The sequence below is a fragment of the Hippea jasoniae genome (assembly GCF_000744435.1).
Taxonomy (GTDB): Bacteria; Campylobacterota_A; Desulfurellia; order Desulfurellales; family Hippeaceae; genus Hippea; species Hippea jasoniae.
Map to the genome: position 1 here is coordinate 194708 of NZ_JQLX01000010.1, position 18342 is coordinate 213049.

The 18342-nt window shown below is 36.3% G+C and carries 14 protein-coding genes and 2 tRNA genes; 12 read left to right on the forward strand and 4 right to left on the reverse strand.

What is annotated here, in order from left to right:
• Window positions 1-12 precede the first annotated feature (12 nt).
• From EK17_RS01690 to EK17_RS01725, 8 genes are all read left to right on the forward strand, one after another.
• Window positions 13-88: transfer RNA gene (locus EK17_RS01690), tRNA-Cys, on the forward strand.
• A 4-nt stretch (window positions 89-92) separates the two neighbouring features.
• Window positions 93-180, forward strand: a tRNA-Leu gene (locus EK17_RS01695).
• 162 nt (window positions 181-342) lie between these two features.
• A complete protein-coding gene (locus EK17_RS01700) occupies window positions 343-942 on the forward strand; it encodes a helix-turn-helix domain-containing protein (protein ID WP_035586933.1) in 600 nt (199 codons plus the stop codon).
• A gap of 12 nt (window positions 943-954) precedes the next feature.
• Window positions 955-1497 (forward strand): 2-oxoacid:acceptor oxidoreductase family protein, encoded by a 543-nt coding sequence (locus tag EK17_RS01705; protein ID WP_035586934.1) that lies wholly within the window; start codon window positions 955-957, stop codon window positions 1495-1497.
• 12 nt (window positions 1498-1509) lie between these two features.
• The gene (locus EK17_RS01710; RefSeq protein WP_035586935.1) at window positions 1510-3144 is read left to right on the forward strand and encodes an FAD-dependent oxidoreductase; all 1635 of its coding nucleotides are present in this window, start codon (window positions 1510-1512) and stop codon (window positions 3142-3144) included.
• Window positions 3144-4283: a transketolase C-terminal domain-containing protein gene (locus tag EK17_RS01715; protein WP_035586936.1), complete on the forward strand. Its 1140-nt coding sequence runs from the start codon at window positions 3144-3146 to the stop codon at window positions 4281-4283. Before EK17_RS01710 ends, EK17_RS01715 begins: the two co-directional genes overlap by 1 nt.
• Before the next feature lie 2 nt (window positions 4284-4285).
• Complete coding sequence (locus EK17_RS01720) at window positions 4286-5170, forward strand: thiamine pyrophosphate-dependent enzyme (RefSeq protein ID WP_035586937.1); 885 nt, start codon at window positions 4286-4288, stop codon at window positions 5168-5170.
• A 58-nt stretch (window positions 5171-5228) separates the two neighbouring features.
• Window positions 5229-6833 carry a sensor domain-containing diguanylate cyclase gene (locus EK17_RS01725; protein WP_035586938.1) on the forward strand — a complete coding sequence of 535 codons (1605 nt, stop codon included), beginning with the start codon at window positions 5229-5231 and terminating at the stop codon, window positions 6831-6833.
• Here the strand turns inward: EK17_RS01725 and EK17_RS01730 are convergent.
• Entirely contained in the window at window positions 6830-7906 is a 1077-nt protein-coding gene (locus tag EK17_RS01730; RefSeq protein WP_035586939.1) for a DUF763 domain-containing protein, read from the reverse strand. The two genes, EK17_RS01725 and EK17_RS01730, sit on opposite strands and share 4 nt — an antisense overlap.
• A gap of 115 nt (window positions 7907-8021) precedes the next feature.
• Here EK17_RS01730 and EK17_RS01735 point away from each other — a divergent pair, with 115 nt between their 5' ends.
• The 4 genes from EK17_RS01735 to accC all read left to right on the forward strand — a co-directional run bounded on the left by EK17_RS01735 (window position 8022) and on the right by accC (window position 15453).
• The gene (locus tag EK17_RS01735) at window positions 8022-11408 is read left to right on the forward strand and encodes an EAL domain-containing protein (protein ID WP_035586940.1); all 3387 of its coding nucleotides are present in this window, start codon (window positions 8022-8024) and stop codon (window positions 11406-11408) included.
• Window positions 11409-11464: 56 nt separating this feature from the next.
• Window positions 11465-13579: an HD domain-containing phosphohydrolase gene (locus EK17_RS01740; RefSeq protein ID WP_035586942.1), complete on the forward strand. Its 2115-nt coding sequence runs from the start codon at window positions 11465-11467 to the stop codon at window positions 13577-13579.
• A 63-nt stretch (window positions 13580-13642) separates the two neighbouring features.
• Entirely contained in the window at window positions 13643-14113 is a 471-nt protein-coding gene (gene accB, locus EK17_RS01745) for an acetyl-CoA carboxylase biotin carboxyl carrier protein (protein ID WP_035586943.1), read from the forward strand.
• Window positions 14113-15453 carry an acetyl-CoA carboxylase biotin carboxylase subunit gene (accC, locus tag EK17_RS01750; RefSeq protein WP_035586944.1) on the forward strand — a complete coding sequence of 447 codons (1341 nt, stop codon included), beginning with the start codon at window positions 14113-14115 and terminating at the stop codon, window positions 15451-15453. The genes accB and accC overlap by 1 nt, the downstream gene beginning before the upstream one ends.
• Here accC and EK17_RS01755 read toward each other — a convergent pair.
• The 3 genes from EK17_RS01755 to EK17_RS01765 are packed head-to-tail and all read right to left on the reverse strand — an operon-like array spanning window position 15450 to window position 18253.
• Window positions 15450-15971: a GGDEF domain-containing protein gene (locus EK17_RS01755; RefSeq protein ID WP_035586945.1), complete on the reverse strand. Its 522-nt coding sequence runs from the start codon at window positions 15969-15971 to the stop codon at window positions 15450-15452. The two genes, accC and EK17_RS01755, sit on opposite strands and share 4 nt — an antisense overlap.
• The gene (gene trpS / locus EK17_RS01760; RefSeq protein WP_035586948.1) at window positions 15940-16941 is read right to left on the reverse strand and encodes a tryptophan--tRNA ligase; all 1002 of its coding nucleotides are present in this window, start codon (window positions 16939-16941) and stop codon (window positions 15940-15942) included. The genes EK17_RS01755 and trpS overlap by 32 nt, the downstream gene beginning before the upstream one ends.
• A gap of 10 nt (window positions 16942-16951) precedes the next feature.
• The gene (locus tag EK17_RS01765; protein ID WP_035586950.1) at window positions 16952-18253 is read right to left on the reverse strand and encodes a sensor histidine kinase; all 1302 of its coding nucleotides are present in this window, start codon (window positions 18251-18253) and stop codon (window positions 16952-16954) included.
• Between the last annotated feature and the right edge of the window lie 89 nt (window positions 18254-18342).

The following is an 18342-nucleotide window of genomic DNA, read 5'->3' on the forward strand; positions in this document are numbered from 1 at the left end:
ATTCAATCCTCTGGCGGCATAGCCAAGCTGGCTAAGGCACGGGTCTGCAAAACCCTGATCCCCGGTTCGAGTCCGGGTGCCGCCTCCACAAGGCCGGGGTGGCGGAATTGGTAGACGCAAGGGACTTAAAATCCCTTGGAGCTATGCTCCGTGCGGGTTCGATTCCCGCCCCCGGCACCAGCTTCTTTATCTCAGTGTAAAATAAAAGAAATATAGTGAAATTTTCTAAAAAAGTTCGATTGATTTACGCATGATTGGATATTTATTGCAATAAAATTTGTTTGACAAAATCAAATTTCTGTTTTATTTTATCAAAAATAAGTAATGGTAAAGAGGTGTGGTATGCCTGAAAATCTTAAGAGAGAGTTAAAAGATCTTGCACTGGGAAGCAAAATTAGAAAATTGAGGCAATCAAAGGGATTGACTATTCAGGAATTAAGCGAAAAGACTGGTTTATCGAAGGCTTTGATTTCTCAGATAGAAAATGAGCAGGTGTCTCCCCCCATTTCCACATTGATGAAAATCGCAAATGCGTTAAAAGTTGAAATTGCCTATTTCTTTATGAAAGACGAGGTTGATAGTAAAATTGCAGTTGTAAGGAAGGATGAGCGCATTACCTCAAAAAGAAGGGGTATAAAAGGTAATATTAATGTAGGGTATATTTATGAAATGCTTGCCCACAAAAAGGCACACAAACATATGGAGCCATTCATTGTAACCTTTGAACCCAGGGAAAGAAAAGATGTTATTATGTTTTCACACAAAGGGGAGGAATTTCATCTTGTACTTGAAGGAAGCATAGAATTTATAACGGATATTTCCGAGCCTATTCAACTACATGAGGGGGATTCATTGTATTTTGAGTCAGAGATTTCTCATGGATTCAGGGCTTTAAATTCAAAACCTGCCAAAACTGTGGCCGTTTTATTTCAGACTGATTAGAAGGATACAGAAATGATTGAGATAAGGTTTCACGGTAGAGGTGGTCAGGGGGCCGTTATTGCATCGAAAATACTTGCCTATGCCCATTTTCTTGATGGTAAATATGCTCAGGCTTTTCCAACCTTTGGTGCAGAAAGGCGAGGAGCTCCTGTTGCTGCTTTTGTAAGGGTGGATGACAAATTTATAAATTTAAGAAGTCCTGTAAAAAATCCAGATTATGTTATTGTAATGACAGGAAAACTTGCTGAAGTAATTGATGTAACAGAGGGTTTAAAGGAAAATGGATTTATTATTATTAACGACACAAAAAAGGCAAAAGAATTTGTTTTTGAAGGAAAATTCAATGTTTTAGTTAGAGATGTAAATAGTATTGCTGTTAAATATGGGCTTGGAAGCAGAATAATGCCCATAATCAATGTGCCTATTCTGGGGATATTTGCAAGATTGTCCAACTCTGTTTCTATTGATTCTTTAGCTAAAGCTGTTGAGAGATTTGTTCCTCTAAAGCCCAAAGAAAATATTGAGGCTTTGAAAGAAGCCTATAATTTAGCCTGACGGAGGCAATTTATGGAAAGTCTTGAATATCAGGATGTGGTTTCAAAAGAGGATATAAAGCGATTTCCCATATCTATTACAACAACCGAAGTTAATTTAACCAGCTCCTGGAGGTTTATGAAACCCATCATTAGAGAAAAAATTTCCCCATGCAGTATAGGTTGTCCAGCAAATACCAATATTCCATTATATATAAACCATCTTTTAAAGGGTGATATCAGAGGAGCTGTTGAAATTTTGAGAAATGAAAATCCATTTCCGGCTACATGCGGTAGGGTATGTCCTCATTTCTGCCAGCAAAAGTGTAATAGGTTAAATTACGATGGTTCTGTAGAAATCAGGGAAATTGAGAAGTTTGTTGGTGATTACGCTCTTAATATACCTTATAATAAACCAAAAGTAAAAAGAAATAAACGCGTTGCAATTATTGGAAGTGGTCCAGCTGGCTTAAGTTGTGCTTATTTTCTGGCAAAAAATGGTTTTGAAATAAAAATCTTTGAGAAGGAAAATAAACCTGGTGGATTACTTGTTACGGGAATCCCTGAATATCGATTGCCAAGACAAATAGTTGAAAAAGAGATAGGGAATATCATTTCAATGGGCAATATTACTATTGAGACTGGATCTTTAATAACACCGGATAACATTAAAGAATTAAAACGCTCTTTTGATGCAATATTTATTTCAACAGGCCTTATGGATATCAATATTCCTGATAATATTACCATTGATAACAGCAGGGTCTGGTCTGGTTATGAGTTTTTAAGGGTTTTCAACATGGATAGTTTTAAATTTGATTCTTTGAAAGATAAAAAAATAGCCATTATTGGTGGTGGAAATGCCGCATTTGATGTGGCAAGAGTTGCCATGAGAATGGGTGGGGATGTGGAGATTATCTACAGAAGGACACTTAAAGAGGCTCCAGCATTTGAAGAGGAAAAAAATGAAGCTTTAGAAGAAGGCATAAAGATTACAGAAAAGATGGTTGTGGACCATCTAAAAAAGGAAGATAAAATCAATCTTACCCTCAGGAATGTTAAAAAGATTGAGGGTTCAGATGTTATCCCTGGTGATAAGATAGAAAAAAGAACTGTTGATATGCTTATCTTTGCAACGGGGCAAAAGAAAAAGTTCAATTTTGGGCAGGATGATGGTGTTTTTGCTGGTGGTGATTATGCCCACGGAGCAAAAAGCGTAATAGAAGCTATCGCTTCAGGTAAGCGTGAAGCTTATAAGATTATGAAATATTTGGGTGGAATGCCGCACAAAGAACCTTATATTAATGATAATTTCTTAAGATCAACAAAGGATTTTGATAGTTTTGATATAGTCGGGTTTGATAGCATAAATCTATTTTATTTTCCAGAAGTAGAACCGATAAAACCAAAGAAAGTTCCACCTCAGGTAAGGAATAAAAATTTTGATGAAATTAACCTGAAATTATCCATGGATGAACTTTTGAAAGAAGCCAAGCGTTGTTTTAGCTGTGGTGTATGTAATCAATGTAAAACTTGTTGGTTTTATTGTCCGGATGTTTGTATAGATGTGCAGGATAAAGTTGAATTTGATTATGATTACTGTAAGGGATGTGGCGTGTGTTCTGTTGAATGTCCCAGAGGTGTTATTGAGTTAGTGGAGGATAAATAATGTCAAAAGATATGTTGCTTGGAAGCGAAGCTATTGCTTTGGGTGTAAAACTTGCAAAGCCAAAGGTAATACCAGCCTATCCAATTACGCCACAAACTCACATCATTGAAACTCTATCTGAAATGATAGAAAAAGGTGAATTAAAGGCAAAATTTATAAGAGTAGAATCGGAGCTTTCTGCTGCTGCGGCTGCCATGGGTGCATCATCTACAGGAGTTAGAACATTTACAGCCACAAGCTCTCATGGCCTTGCTTTAATGCATGAGGTTTTGCACTGGATTGTTGGTGCAAGATTGCCCGTGGTTCTTGTAAATGCAAATAGGGCTATAGGATCCCCCTGGAATATCTGGACAGATCAAACAGACAGTATGTCGCAAAGAGATCTGGGATGGTTACAGGTATATTGCGAAACAGCTCAGGAAGCATTGGATAGCATTTTACAGGCTTTCTATGTAGCAGAAAGGGTTCTTTTGCCTTTTATGGTTATGATAGATGGTTTTATATTATCACATACCCTTGAGGTTTTGGATATTCCCACCCAGGAGGAGGCAGATAGATTTTTGCCTGAGTATAAACCAGCTTTTTTTCTTGATGTAAACAACCCTATGAGTTTTGGCAATGCTGCAAAAGGGAATATGTTTTATGAGTTAAGGAAAGATATAGAATTATCCATGGAAAAATCATTTGATGTGATTGAGGAAGCTCATAATCGATTTAAAGAGGTATTTGGAAGGGGATATGATTTTGTAGAAAAAGTGATGTGTGATGATGCAGAAATAATTTTTGTTACCGCAGGGGCATTGGTCGGCACCACAAGAGTGGCTGTTGAAGCCCTCAGAAATAAAGGCATAAAAGCAGGTCTTCTAAAAATCAGGTATTTTAGACCTTTTCCAAAAGAGGATGTCATCAGAGCTATTGAGAATGCAAAAAAGGTTGTGGTATTTAACAGGTCAGTAAGTTTTGGAAGCAGCGGCACTATAACACAGGAGATAAAAAGCGCCTTGTATTATAGCAGACAAAAGCCCGATATTTATGATTTTATTATTTCTCTTGGAGGTAAAGAGGTTTTTGTTGATGACATTGTGAGTATCGTGTCAAAGCTTGATACATTTAATAAAAAAACAATATTGTGGAGATAGAAATGTTTGAGTTTACCAAGATTTCTAATGTTGAGTATTTAAATAGAGGGGATTTCGCCTGCCCCGGCTGTGTGGCTGGGTTATCGATGAGGCATGCCTTAAAGGCTTTAGGTGAAAATACCATTGTTGTTATACCAGCAAGTTGCTGGTCTATCATTGCTGGAGGTTTACCTTCAACGGCTTTACAGGTTCCTCTTATTCATGTGCCGTTTGCCACAGCAGGAGCGGTTGCAAGTGGTATAAAAAATGCCCTTGTTGAAAAGGGCGACGATAATATAAATGTTATGTGTTGGGGCGGAGATGGTGGAACATTTGATATTGGACTTCAGGCGATAAGCGGTGCGGCAGAAAGAAAAGAGGATATTATTTATGTTTGCTACGACAATGAGGCTTATATGAATACAGGTATTCAGAGAAGTTCTGCAACACCACCAGGTGCCTGGACTACCACAACACCCGCAGGAAATCCAATTATTTATGATAAAAAGGATATGTTTAGCATTATTGCAGCTCATAACCCTGCTTATGTTGCTACTGCAACGATAGCCTATCCTGAGGATTTCTATAGAAAATTTGAAAAAGCCAGAGACCTTAAAGGTTTTAGGTTTATACATCTGTTGAGCACATGTCCGCCCGGGTGGCGCATTGACTCTAAAGATTCTATAAAGGTTTTAAGGCTCGCCGTAGAGAGTGGTTTTTTTGTATTAATGGAAAAAGAGGCTGGTAAAAAAATAAGAATAACCTATAAACCCAAGAAACTTATAGGTATTGAAGAGTATTTTAAAGCTCAAGGTAGATATAGCCATGTTGATAAAGAAACAATTGATGAAATTCAATGTAGAGTAAATGATAGACTTGAAGAATTGGGTGTAATTTCTATTTACTGAAAATAAAAATTATTGATAAGTTGCAAATTTTATAGAAATGTAGATAATGATTTGTAATATGAGAAATGAAAGTGGGGCTATCTTTATATGGAACAAAATAACCAAATCTTTTCACGTTTTAAAAAATAATGCGGTTTGTAAAAATAAATTTATAGAAGAAAGGTTTTACGATCTAATTAAAAATAGTCAATGCAAACATATTGAACATATCGGGTTAGACGAGTGTAACTTATTTTTAAACTGCTATGAATATGAAAATCTATGTATATGTGTAGCTGGAGAAACTCTAAATATAGCTTATATATTATCTGAAATTGTGTTTACGGATATTGTATGGGTTAATGCCCTTGATAAGTATGGAAAGGTAGTTTTGTGGAACAAGGGCGCAGAAAAAATCAGTGGATATAAAACACATGAGGTTTTAAATAGCACAAAAATCTGGGAGTTGCTGTATCCTTCAAAAAGGTATCGTGATGAGATTTTTTCTTTGGCTTTGAAGATTATTAACAAAGATGAAGTTGTTAAAGATTTTGATACAACCATAACAACAAAAGATGGTTTACAAAAGATTATTCGGTGGTATTCAAAAAACATAAAGGATGAAAACGGTAAACCTAAGGGTTCCATTGCCATAGGCATAGATGTGAGTGTGCAGTATGAACTTAAAGAGAAGCTTGAAAGGGAAAGGGAGGAATTCGAAACATACTTAAATCTTGCAAATGTGCTTTTTGTAGTGATTGATAAGGAAATGAGGGTTGCTTATGTAAATAAAAAAACCGAAGAAACGGTGGGTGTAAGGCGTGATGAAATCATAGGTAAAAACTGGTTTGATCATTTTTTGCCTGAAGATGAGAAAAATCAGGTTAAAGAGGTTTTTAAAGATATAATAAACGGCAGGGTAGAACTTAACAGCTATTATGAAAATCACATTATAACACCGCAGGGTAAAAAACTGATTGCCTGGCATAATACGGCTATAAGGGATGATGATGGCAATATAGTGGCAACGGTATCAGCTGGAGAGGATATAACATCAAAAAGAGACGCTGAAGAGAAACTTAGATATTTAACATTTCACGATAGCCTAACAGGTTTGTATAACCGCCACTTTTTTGAGGAGGAACTTAGAAGGCTTAATGTGAAGCGCAACTATCCTATAAGTGTTGTTGTTGCTGATGCAGATAATCTAAAATTTATCAACGATAATTTTGGTCACAAAGAGGGTGATAGATTTTTGCAAAATGTAGCGTTGGCATTGAAGAATTCCGCAAGGAAGGACGATATAGTGGCAAGGGTTGGTGGTGATGAATTTGCTGTTTTATTATGCCATACACCCAAAGAGGCTGTTGAAAAATTTTGCCAAAGAATCAATGCAAAGTGCAGAGAGCTTAAAGATTTTGGCTGCAGTGTGTCTGTTGGATATGCAACGGCTTATGAATATATGGAAAACTTAGAGGAGCTTGTGGCTTTGGCAGATAAACAGATGTATAAAGATAAAAACAAAAAACATGTAAAAAAGGACGGTCTGGGACTAATTGCTTTTGTTAAGAGTGGCAATGTTGTCAAGAAGGATGATGAAATTGTTATAAAAAGGGGCAATATCTCCAAAAACAGGTGGGAAAAGTTTATTAAATTTTTAGAGTCTGATAGCTGTGATGATTAGTTGAAAAGAGTATGCAGTTTTTTGAGTGCTCTTAGCTTATCGTAGTAGCCGATTTTTGCCTTTTCAATTGCATTTTTTAAAACCTCAATGCTTTCATTATAAATGCGTTTTTCTACAGGAAAAGGATGGCCGTCTTTACCACCGTGTGCATAGCTAAAAAGTGCTGGGTCTTTAAAGCTGGGCGGTTTGCCATAGATAATCTCACTTATAAGGCTTAAAGCTCTGATTGTTTTTTTGCCCACGCCTTTGATGCCAAGCAAAAACTCAAAATCGGATGGTTTAAACTCACTGATTTTTTCAAGCCCTTTTAGCAGTCTTTTAAAATTAATATCCTCAGGCAAAATGTAGTGCCTTTTTGGCATTGATAAGCTTTTTATTGTTGATAGTTCTTTTTCTATAGCATAAAGAGGTTGATTTGTAAAATCTACAATTGAATGTCGAGCAGGTTTGCTTTTTTTGTCTGTAAGATTTAAGATTCTTGCATGCTTGATTGTGCTAAATATTGCGCTGTGTGGCTCATCAACAAATGAATAGGTTATGCTTTTTAGCCAGTGGTATCTTCTTGCATAGCTGTTTGAGTTGTTTAGACCCTGCTGAATAACACACCAGTTGCCCTCTTTTGTGAAAAATATGTTGTGGTGGTATAAATCGTAGCCATCCTGAATTGCCACATTATCAACCTTGGCTGTGGTTTTACTAACATATTTAAAAAAATTGCCGTTTAATGCGTATCTGTTTGCAATTGAGTCTATTTCTAAAGGTGTTTTTAGTGCCGTTTTGGCTTTGCCACCTGCCACAAAAAGGCCAGTTTCTGAACTCATATTGTTTAGCGCAATTTTTAAGGCACCACACAGGGTTGTTGTAAGACCACTTGAATGCCAGTCAAATCCCACCACGCATCCCAACGCCTGAAACCAGAAAGGATCTGAAAGTCTTTTTAAAAGCTCATCTGTTGAGTATTCTTCTATAATGATATAGGCAATCTGGCCTGATAGCTTTACCATTCTTTCAAATAGCCATCGCGGTGCTTTTCCGCCGTGAAGTGGAAGATTTGCAACCCCTGTTTTTCCCATGTAAAAATTCTATCGTTTTCATTTGATTTATTCAACGATAACCGTTTTTTTGGCATCCTTGGCTTGACATCAATGTATGTTTATTCATATACTTTTACATCGAAGAGGTGAGTGTATGAGTATCAAGTTTAATGATGTCAAAGAGTTATTCGATACCTTAAAAAACATCAGTGTAGTGATTTTTAACATAAACGGTGCTATTGTCGCTGTAAATAAAACCTTTCTATCTTCAACCGGTTATAGTTTTGATAGTATAAAAGGCAGTAAAATCTGCGATCTTATAGCTGATCCTTTTAAAGAGCTGTGCAAAAAGAGTTTTGAAAAATTGGATAGCTCTGTTTTGTATTCTCCATTTATCAGTATGCGGTTTAAAACAGCTTACGGGAACGAAAAGCGATTTAGCATCTATACAAATGTTATTGAGATTGAAAATAAAAAATACGGTGTAATGTTTGGTTTTGATATAACACAGCAGGAGCACCTCAAGCGGATCTATGTGGCATTAAAAGAGATTAATCAAATTATTATACAAAGCGAAAACGAAAAGGAGCTGTTTAAAAATATCTGCGATTCTTTAGTTGGTATTGGGTTTAAAGCCGCTGTTGTTGCCCGTATAGATGAGAATAAAAGGGTAAACATTGTTCATGTATCAGGAGAGGGCAGGGAGTTTTTTGAGCGAGTTATTGCAACGGTGGATGGTAAATCGCCTGAGGGCTCAGGAACGGCTGCAAGAGCCTTTCAAAGCAATATCATTGCCATAAACCCCAACACAAAAACAAACCCTGCAATGGCATTCTGGAGGGATGATTTATTGAAATACAACTTTTTATCTAACTGTGCTGTGCCTGTAGTTAAAAACGGCAGAGTTGAGTATGTGTTGCTTGTTTTTTCAGAGCATACAGATGCATTTGTCGATGAGTATTTAGATCTTTTAAAAGAGCTAAAGTTTGATGTTGAGTTTGCCTTAAAAAGGATTGATAACTACAGATACTTGAAACTTGTAGGTGATGTTTTAGATAAGATCAATGAGGGTGTGGTGGTAGTAAATGACGATTGCAAGATCGAGTTTGCCAATGCCGCAGTGGAAAAGCTTACTGATAATTCATTGAAGCAGCTGATAGGCAAATCTCCTCTTTTTTTGGTTGGAGAGGGGAATAGAGATTGCAAAAAGCATCCTGTATATAGAGAGTTGCAGTTAAAAGGCAGTGTGAGTTTTACATATAAAATAAAGGATAATTATAAAGTAAAAAAAGTTTTAAGTGTTACTATAACAGCGGTCGATATGGTTAAAAACAAGAAAAAGTTTGTGGGTATTTTAAGGGATAGCACTATACCCTATCTACAACACCTAAAGATTCGCCAGTTTGTCAGACTTTATAGAACAATTTATAAACTCAACGAGATGCTGATAAAAAACGATAACGAAGATAAGATTATCCACAGCTTACCTGAGCTGTTTGTTAATCAATTATCCGCAGCTGTGAGTTTTGTTGTTGAGTATGATAGCTCAAATGACGATTTTAAAGTTTTAAAAACATTTTATAAAAACGATATATACGAAGGATTTGTTGAAAAAGTATTTGAGATGTTGAAACCACTGGATTTTGACGCGCCGTTTAAAAGAGCCATTTTGTCAGACAACATAAAGATGCCCTCAAAAAAGGAAAAAGAGCGGTTTGGTAGTTTCTTAAAAAAATATTCCCTTGATAATTGTTTTGCAATTCCTATAAAAGATGGCGTAGGAAATCCTCGTTGGGCTTTGATATCTATCTTTGATAGGGGTTTTAGAATTACAAAACCTGTTTATCAGCTGCTTCTGCAGGCAAAAAGGGATATTGATGCTGCCATTGTACTGGCTTATTCACGGCGTTTTAGCAGGATTATCAATGTTGCCTTAAATGCAGGTCAATCCTATGTCGTGATTTTGGATGAAGACTTTAGAATCATCTATATGAACGATGAAGCTATAAGGATGCATGGCTACTCAAAAGAGGAGATGCTGGGTAAAAAGCATACGGTATTTTCATCTGGAGTACACGATTTTGCATTTAATAGAAGGCTTCTAAAGCATCTCAAAGAGGGTAAAATCTTCAGTGATGTAATAACATACAGAACAAAAGATGGCAGGCTTGTTGAGGGTTATACAACGATCATACCGTATGAGGAGGATGGCAAGAGATACTATATTTCAGTGGGCAGAAATATTACGGAGGAAATTGAATTAAAAAGAAAACTTGCTTTCCTTTCCCGCTATGATTCTTTAACAGGGCTTCCCAACAAGGATGAATTTATAAGAAGTGTTAATGAATTACTAAAGGTTAGCGAGGATAGTCTGGGTGTTTGTGCCATTGTTGATATTAACGATTGCTCTTACATAAATCAGCTGTATGGCTATAGGGTGGGGGATGTTGTTATAAGAGAGATTGCCCAAAGGATTGTGAAGCAGTTAAAAAATAACGACATAGCAGGGCGTTTTGCAGGTGATAAATTCAGTATATACCTTGAAAATTTCACATTTGAAGAGGATGCGATTATAAGGCTGAATGGTTTATTAAAAGAACTCACCAGAGCGATTATGGTTGATGATATAACCATTACACCTTCATTTTATATGGGCGTGAGTTTTTATCCCTCAGATGCAACAGAGGCAGAAAAGCTCCTTGCAAGGGCTGAGTCTGCGCTTGTTGCTGCAAAACGATCAAAAGAAAACGAGATAGAATTTTACAAACCACTTACCCATCAAAAGATTATTCAGAATATTCAGCTAAAAAATAGACTCTATAACGCTTTCAAAAATAAAGAGTTTGTTCTGTTCTATCAGCCTTATTATTCGGTAAAAGATGGTAAAATTGCAGGTGCAGAATCGTTGATAAGGTGGATTCGTAATGGAAAGGTGGTGCCTCCGATAGAATTTATCGAGGTGCTTGAAAACTCAAACTTTATGGTTGAAGTTGAGGAGTATATAGTCAAACAGGCTTTAGAGACAATCTCTTTGATGACAAACAGGGTTCCTCTATCTGTTAATCTGTCTGCTGCAAGTTTCAAAAGGGATGAGCTTGCAAAATTTTTGGAAAATAGCCTTCAAGAGTATGGGCTGGATGGAGAATGGTTGACTGTTGAAATTGTTGAGAGGGTGTTTTTCGGGAATACGGAGCATACAAAAAAGGTTCTAAGTAGTTTGAAACAAAAAGGTATAAGGATTGCTGTGGATGATTTTGGCACAGGTTTTTCCTCTCTAACTTACATAAAGGAGCTACCCATAGATATTTTGAAGATAGATTTAAGCTTTATAAGGGGAATGGTGAAAAGTAAAAAGGATTTGAGCCTTGTTAAGCTTATAATTAATATAGCAAAGGAGTTTGGTCTAAAAACAACAGCAGAGGGTGTTGAGACAAATCAGCAGCTTGACATACTAAAAGAGCTTGGCTGCGATTATGTTCAGGGATATTTATTTAGCAAACCCATCGATAGGGATGCATTTTTAAAACTTTTAAGCCATTAATCTTTTCTTGATATAATTTTACATTTATGATAGCTTTTTTGCAATAGGGGGAGTTTTTGAGGTCTGACTTAAAGGCTTTGCTGTCCTTTATATTAAATAAATGGCAAGTAAATGAAAATGATAGAGAGTTATTGGAATTGATTAAGGAGTCTTTTGATGCAGATGGTGTTAATCTGGGACTTATTGATGTTGAACTGTTCAATGAAGGCTCTGGTGTAATAGAGTTTAAACATCTATTTAAAGATAGATATAAAGAAACACAAGCCGATACAATATATTTGAAAGGGGCTTTTGAGGAGGTTTTAAACAGTAAGCGTCAATTAAACATTTCAGATTATGATGCCTACAAGAATCGCTTAGATGCAAAGTTGTGCAACAATATAAAATCTCTGTTATCAACGCCACTTTTAAGCCGCGATAAATTTTATGGTGTTCTTCAGATTTCGAAACTTAAAACAGGTTTTTTTAGTCAAGATGACTGTGATAATGCCTTTATTGTAAGCAGTGCAATAGCATCCGTTGTCTCTTATAAAGAAAAAGATATGAAGTTGGAATTCAATGATACTATTGGCGGTTTGTCTATAGAAATTTCCTCTTCCCTGAAGGATGCTTTAAATATACCCTTTGATAAATGGCTTGAAAGCATATTAAAAAAAATCCTTTATAAAGTGGATTCTTATATTACCGGTTTTATCATGCCTTACGATAATATCTACTGTGTTTTCTCAAAAGATAGAAACTTTACATACTTTTTTAAAGAGCCCACACAGAAGGTGCAGGATTGGATAGTTTATAAGATGTATAAAATGGGTATCAAACAAACAGTTACTTACAAAGAAGCCATTGATAGATTTAATCTTAAGCCGTCTTTGGAGGCAAAAAAGCTTGGAGTTGTAAATGGAATTTTTGTGCCCATTGAATACAACGGCGAAGTTGTTGCTTCGTTTGCTTACGGATTTGTCGAACCGATAAAGGATATAGGTTTTCATAAGATGATTTTGAAAAGGATAGGTTTGCAGCTTGTTCTTGCGATTTATTCCTTTAAACGACTGGGGTATCTAAACAGGGTTGTTTCAACAAATGAGGAAAAATTTATCTTTTCTCTGATGAAGGTTGCTGCAATCAGGGATAGTTATACAAAAGGGCATTCTCAGCGAGTTGCCTTATATTCAAAACGGATAGCTGACTATCTGAATCTAACAGAAAGGGAGCAGAACCTTCTCTATGTGGCAGGATTGTTGCATGATTTAGGTAAAATAGGTGTACCGGATTCGGTGTTGTTAAAACCGGGTAAACTATCCCATCATGAATTTGAGATAATCAAATACCATCCCGTTTTTAGCTGGGAGATAATAAAGGATATAGACCAGTTTAAAGAGATTGCTTTAAGTGTAAAGCATCATCACGAAAGATGCGATGGTAGTGGTTATCCAGACGGTCTTAAATGCAAAGAGATCGATTTTTTTACAAGAATTCTTTCTATTGCCGATATATTTGATGCCTTAACTTCAACAAGGGCGTATAGAAAGAAGGAAAGATACTCGGTTTTTGAGGCGCTGGATATTTTAAAACATGTGTCTATCGATAGAGAATTGCTTAACAAAATTAAGGATGTTTTAATTGATGGGTATATTATTGAAAAAACAGAAGATGAATATATAGAGCTATTTGAGGTTGAAAAAGAGAGAAAAAAGATCTTTGAGCGCGACTTCTTCACCGGAGCTGATAGAATCCACAGCTTTGTTAGGTTTGTGGATAAATTTATTAGAAGATCACAGCCGTTTTGCCTTTATTATGTTGATATTAAAAATTTAGGATATATCAACTACAAATGCAGTATTCAAAAAGGTAACCAAATTTTAGAGAAGCTTGCTGAAGGTATGATAAAGAGTGGAAAATTTATTAGAGTTATGCGTTCTGGCTCTGATTCCTTTATAGGGATGAGCCTTAATTGTAATCAAGATTATAGGAAATTTTTTGATATATTATCAAAGGAGATTTTATCAGAAACAGGAGCATGTATTGATAAAAAATTTTATTCTACAGGTTTGTTTTATATTGCATGGGCCTTTTATCCTAATGATGGAAAAACATTTGAAGATTTACTATACCGTTTGAAAACAACGATAAAGAAGTTTAAGTTTGAAAATAAGCTTTATTTAGAATTCTAAATAGTTTGAAACAATAAACATTTTTTGCTATATTTTTCAGGATTATGAAGAAGGAGGAGATTTATGGATTTAAAGTCTTTAAAGGATTTGATGAGGTTTGTTGAAAAAAGCCAGTTTGTTGAGTTTGAATATAAGGATGATGAGATTCAGATAGTTTTGAAGAAGAAAGAGGCGTTTGTTGCAGAAAACATCGTTGCTCAACCTCAACCTGTTGTTGTTGAGGCAGCCAAGCCCTCTCAAACTCAAAAAGCAGAGGAGGAGAAAAAGGTAGCGGTTGAGGATACAAGCGGCCTTGTTGAGATAAAATCACCTATGGTTGCAACATTTTACAGGGCACCATCGCCCACATCGCCGCCTTATGTTGAGGTAGGCGATGAGGTTAAAAAAGGCGATGTGCTGTGTATTTTAGAGGCAATGAAGATTATGAATGAGCTTGAGGCTGAGTTTCCATGCAGAATAGAAAAGATTTTAGTAGAAAATGGTCAAAAAGTTGAATACGACCAGCCGCTATTCCTTGTTAAGAGGTTGGATTGATGTTTAAGAAGATTCTTATTGCAAACAGAGGTGAGATTGCCGTAAGAATTATTAGAGCAGCAAGAGAGCTTGGCATAGAAACCGTGGCTGTCTATTCAACAGAGGATAAGGATTCATTGCATGTTAAACTTGCCGATGAGGCTATATGCATTGGGCCGGCTGAGGCTACAAAGAGCTATCTTCATCTGTTTAACATAGCACAGGCAATAGCAAACTCCAGATGTGATGCAGTGCATCCGGGATATGGATTTTTATCAGAAAATCCATCGTTTGTAAGGGTGTGTAAGGATTTAGGCGTTAAGTTTATAGGCCCAGATGCAGAAACAATGGAAAGACTTGCAGATAAATCTACCGTGAAGGCTATTTTAGATGAAAATGGTATACCAACGGTGCCAGGCAGCAAAGGCTCGATAGAGGATGAGGATGCCCTGATTAAAATAGCAAACGATATTGGATATCCTGTTTTGCTTAAGGCTGCATGGGGCGGTGGTGGTAGAGGTATGCGTGTTGTTCGCTCAAAAGAGGAGCTTATTGATGCTTTCAGGTCTGCAAAGCTTGAGGCAAAGGCCTCTTTTGGTAAGGATGATATATATCTTGAAAAGTTTATAGAACATCCAAGACATATCGAGGTTCAGATTTTAGCTGATGAATACGGCAATGTTGTGCATATTGGTGAGAGGGATTGCACACTGCAGCGCAGACATCAAAAACTTCTTGAGGAGTCCCCATCCCCTGTTTTAAAGGAAGCAACAAGAAAAAGGCTTCATGAAACAGCCGTGGAGGCAGCAAAGATTCTTGGATATAAAAACGCAGGCACGCTTGAGTTTCTTTTTGACGGAGAAGAATTCTATTTTATAGAGATTAACACACGTATTCAGGTTGAGCATCCTGTTAGTGAGATGGTATATGGCGTTGATTTAATAAAGGAGCAGATAAAGGTTGCAGCAGGCAGGGAGCTTGATTTGCTTCAGGTCGGGCTTTCACCCAAATTTCATGTGATAGAGTGCAGGATTAACGCAGAAGATCCTGTTAAGTTTTATCCATCACCGGGTAGAATTACCAACCTTTATCTGCCAGGAGGACCCGGTGTAAGGGTGGATACAGCTATAGGTTGTAATTCAAATGTTTCACCATACTACGATTCGATGATAGCAAAGCTTATTGTTAGGGGTAGCGATAGAGAAGAGGCTCGAAAAAGGATGCTTAGATGCCTCAATGAGTTTATTATAGAGGGTATTAAAACCAACATCGATTTCTTCAAAAAACTGCTTACAACATCGGATTTTATAAACAATAACTACGATACAAACTTTATTGACAGAGAGTTCTTAAGTGGCTAAGTTTCTACTACTATATCTTGATTTTCTTTAATTGCTTTGTTTAGAGCATCAAATGAGCGTTCTGCAAAGCTTTCTGTTGTGTCTGGCATTTTTGAGAAGGTGATACCGAATTTTGGCTTTATTTCTAAACTGCATCCATCCTTTTTGAGTTGAAGGAGGTGATTTTTTATCTTGTTGCAAAACATTACAATATCGTCACCCTCAAATACCCTTGTTAGGATGCAGAATATGCCATCAGAGCATCTAAACAGAATATCGCTTCTGCGGGTTATCTCTTTTAGCTTTTCTGCAATTGCTTTATCTATCTCGTTTTGAGAGATATCACTGCAGTCTATGCGGATGTTTTCATCTTTTTTGGCGCTAAATATTATCATACTCCAGTTTTCTTCGTATCTTTCAAACTGTCTTAATATGTGTTGCGTGATATAAAAAAGGCTGGATTTGTTGTTTAAGCCTGTTAGGGGATCTAAAAAGTCTCTTTTAATTTTATCCAAGTCTTCCTTTTGAAAAAATGGCATCTCTCACCTCTTCCATCGTTTCTTTTGCTTTTAGGGAGGCTTTTTTTGAGCCTTCAATTAATATTTCTTTTACATAATCCTTTTTTTGCAACAGTTCGTTTCTTTTTTCCCTGATTGGTTTTAAGGCATTGTTTAGATTTTCTATGAGCATTTTTTTACATTCAACACATCCTATTGTTGCTTGACTGCAGGCTTTTTCTATCTCGTTTTGTTTTTGCTTGTCTGTAAATATTTTATGAAGCATAAATACTCCGCAATCTTTTGCCACACCGGGATCACTTTTTCTTTTTCTTCTTGGATCTGTAAACATAACCTTGATTTTTTTGGCTGTTTCTTCCTCTGTGTCTGATAGGTAGATGGCGTTATCATAAGACTTACTCATTTTTCTTCCATCAAGTCCAAGAATCTTTGGCACCTCTGTAAGCAATGGTTGCGGCTCGATGAAGACCTCTTTTTCTACCGTATGGTTAAAATGGCGCACCAATTCTCGTGTAAATTCAAGATGGGCAACCTGATCAAGCCCCACAGGCACATAGTGGGCTTTGTATATTATGATATCTGCAGCCATCAATACAGGATAGCCCAAAAATCCGTAATTGGATGTTTTGCTTTTGCCAAGCTGGGCGATCTGATCTTTATATGAAGGCACTCTTTCAAGCCAGCTAACAGGTGTAATCATCGATAGAAGCAAAAACAACTCTGCATGTTCTTTTACAAGCGATTGGACAAATAGTGTATTTTTTTCTGCATCAAGCCCAAATGCCAGCCAATCTACAACCATATTGATCGTATTTTGAGGAATATCGGTTGAGTTTGAAAAGCCCGTTGTTAGAGCATGCCAGTCTGCAACAAAGTAGAATCTTTCATAGTCTTTGTTCTGAAGCTCTATCCAGTTGCTCAAAGCGCCATAAAGGTTTCCAAGATGCAGGATACCTGTTGGCCTCATTCCACTTAAGACAATTTTTTTCATTTTTTAAACCTCACATCGGCAGTAGTATTTTAAATGTCGTGCCCTGACCTATTTTGCTGTCTATGTATAACTCTCCACCCACTGTCTCAATAGAATGTTTTGCTATGGGCAGGCCAATGCCTTTTTTTACTTCTCCACCAGACTCAAACGGTTTGAATATATTTTTTAGAATCTCCTTTGGAATACCACCAGCAGTATCAATGATGTTTATTTCCACCATATTTTTGATTTCTGTAGATTTTTTTACCTCAATGGTTAAGTTACCACCATTCTTCATTGCTTTAATGCAGTTGTCGATGATGTTTCTTAGAGCAACCTTGAGTTTTTTCTCATCACTCCTGATGGGCTGAAGCCTTTCTTCAAATTTTTTTACAACCTTTATGTTATAAGTTTTTATTTGATTGTCAAACTCATTTAATACTTTTTCTATAATCTTGGGCAAAGATATGAATTTTAATTGCACCTCTCTATCGCTCATCTGCAGTATGTTGTTTAAAATCTGACTGATATTTTTGCTTTCTGTTTTTATGTATTCCACATACTTTTCAAGTTCTTTGTGGGGTGTTTGTTTTTTTAATTTTTTATCCAATATATTTGCCATTCCACCAATACTCATGATGGGATTTCTCAGTCTGTGCGCCAGCCCTTCTGTTATTTCTAACAGGGCGTTTTCCTTTTCTCTTTTTATTAATTGTTTTTGCATAGATTCTATTTTTTCTAACGATTCCTGCAATTTTATATTTTGTTGTTTGAGTTTTTCGTTTAATGAGTCGATTTCTTTAATATGTTTCTCTAATAGATCGCTTAATATTCCTGTAGGTAGAGCAATAACAAAGAAAGGTATGATTCTGTATATAATTTCAGCAATATTGTATAAACCGATCCCATAGCTATAGTTAAAAAATATGTAAAAAATTCCACCTGCAAGTGCCGTTAAAAGTGCCCATCTTACACCAAGCACAAATGCTGATATTGTTGTAACAACAAAATATCCAGAGTAGAATGGACTTGAAAATCCACCTGTGTTGTATGTGAAGTAGGATATTACTATTTGATCAAAAACAAATGTTGAAAAACAAAATAACTCGCACCTCCTTGATTGGTTAGGTAAAAAGAATCTTATTATAAAAAGCAGCGTGTAGATGTATATGATGAGGTTGTATATAAAGATTATTTGAATTTTATTGATGTGTGCGAAGTAGAGTTGAGGATACGTTACCCAGACAACGGCACCAGAAACCGAAAAAAGCCTTACAGCTAATATTAAAAAGTTTGTTTTAAGCGTTTCTGTGAAACGCTCGGTTTTTATCAAGCAGCACCTCAGTTTTTACCTGCTTTGGCAATGATACAAGAAAAAAATTTCTGTGTAAATAGCCAAAAATCTTTTGTTTTGATTGAAAA

Excerpts from the sequence above, each read along its gene's own strand:
- accC (WP_035586944.1), top strand. The coding sequence starts at position 14,113 with ATGTTTAAGAAGATTCTTATTGCAAACAGAGGTGAGATTGCCGTAAGA.
- EK17_RS01720 (WP_035586937.1), top strand. The coding sequence starts at position 4,286 with ATGTTTGAGTTTACCAAGATTTCTAATGTTGAGTATTTAAATAGAGGG.
- accB (WP_035586943.1), top strand. The coding sequence starts at position 13,643 with ATGGATTTAAAGTCTTTAAAGGATTTGATGAGGTTTGTTGAAAAAAGC.
- trpS (WP_035586948.1), bottom strand. The coding sequence starts at position 16,941 with ATGAAAAAAATTGTCTTAAGTGGAATGAGGCCAACAGGTATCCTGCAT.
- EK17_RS01725 (WP_035586938.1), top strand. The coding sequence starts at position 5,229 with ATGAGAAATGAAAGTGGGGCTATCTTTATATGGAACAAAATAACCAAA.
- EK17_RS01710 (WP_035586935.1), top strand. The coding sequence starts at position 1,510 with ATGGAAAGTCTTGAATATCAGGATGTGGTTTCAAAAGAGGATATAAAG.
- EK17_RS01730 (WP_035586939.1), bottom strand. The coding sequence starts at position 7,906 with ATGGGAAAAACAGGGGTTGCAAATCTTCCACTTCACGGCGGAAAAGCA.
- EK17_RS01715 (WP_035586936.1), top strand. The coding sequence starts at position 3,144 with ATGTCAAAAGATATGTTGCTTGGAAGCGAAGCTATTGCTTTGGGTGTA.
- EK17_RS01700 (WP_035586933.1), top strand. The coding sequence starts at position 343 with ATGCCTGAAAATCTTAAGAGAGAGTTAAAAGATCTTGCACTGGGAAGC.
- EK17_RS01755 (WP_035586945.1), bottom strand. The coding sequence starts at position 15,971 with ATGCCATTTTTTCAAAAGGAAGACTTGGATAAAATTAAAAGAGACTTT.
- EK17_RS01735 (WP_035586940.1), top strand. The coding sequence starts at position 8,022 with ATGAGTATCAAGTTTAATGATGTCAAAGAGTTATTCGATACCTTAAAA.
- EK17_RS01705 (WP_035586934.1), top strand. The coding sequence starts at position 955 with ATGATTGAGATAAGGTTTCACGGTAGAGGTGGTCAGGGGGCCGTTATT.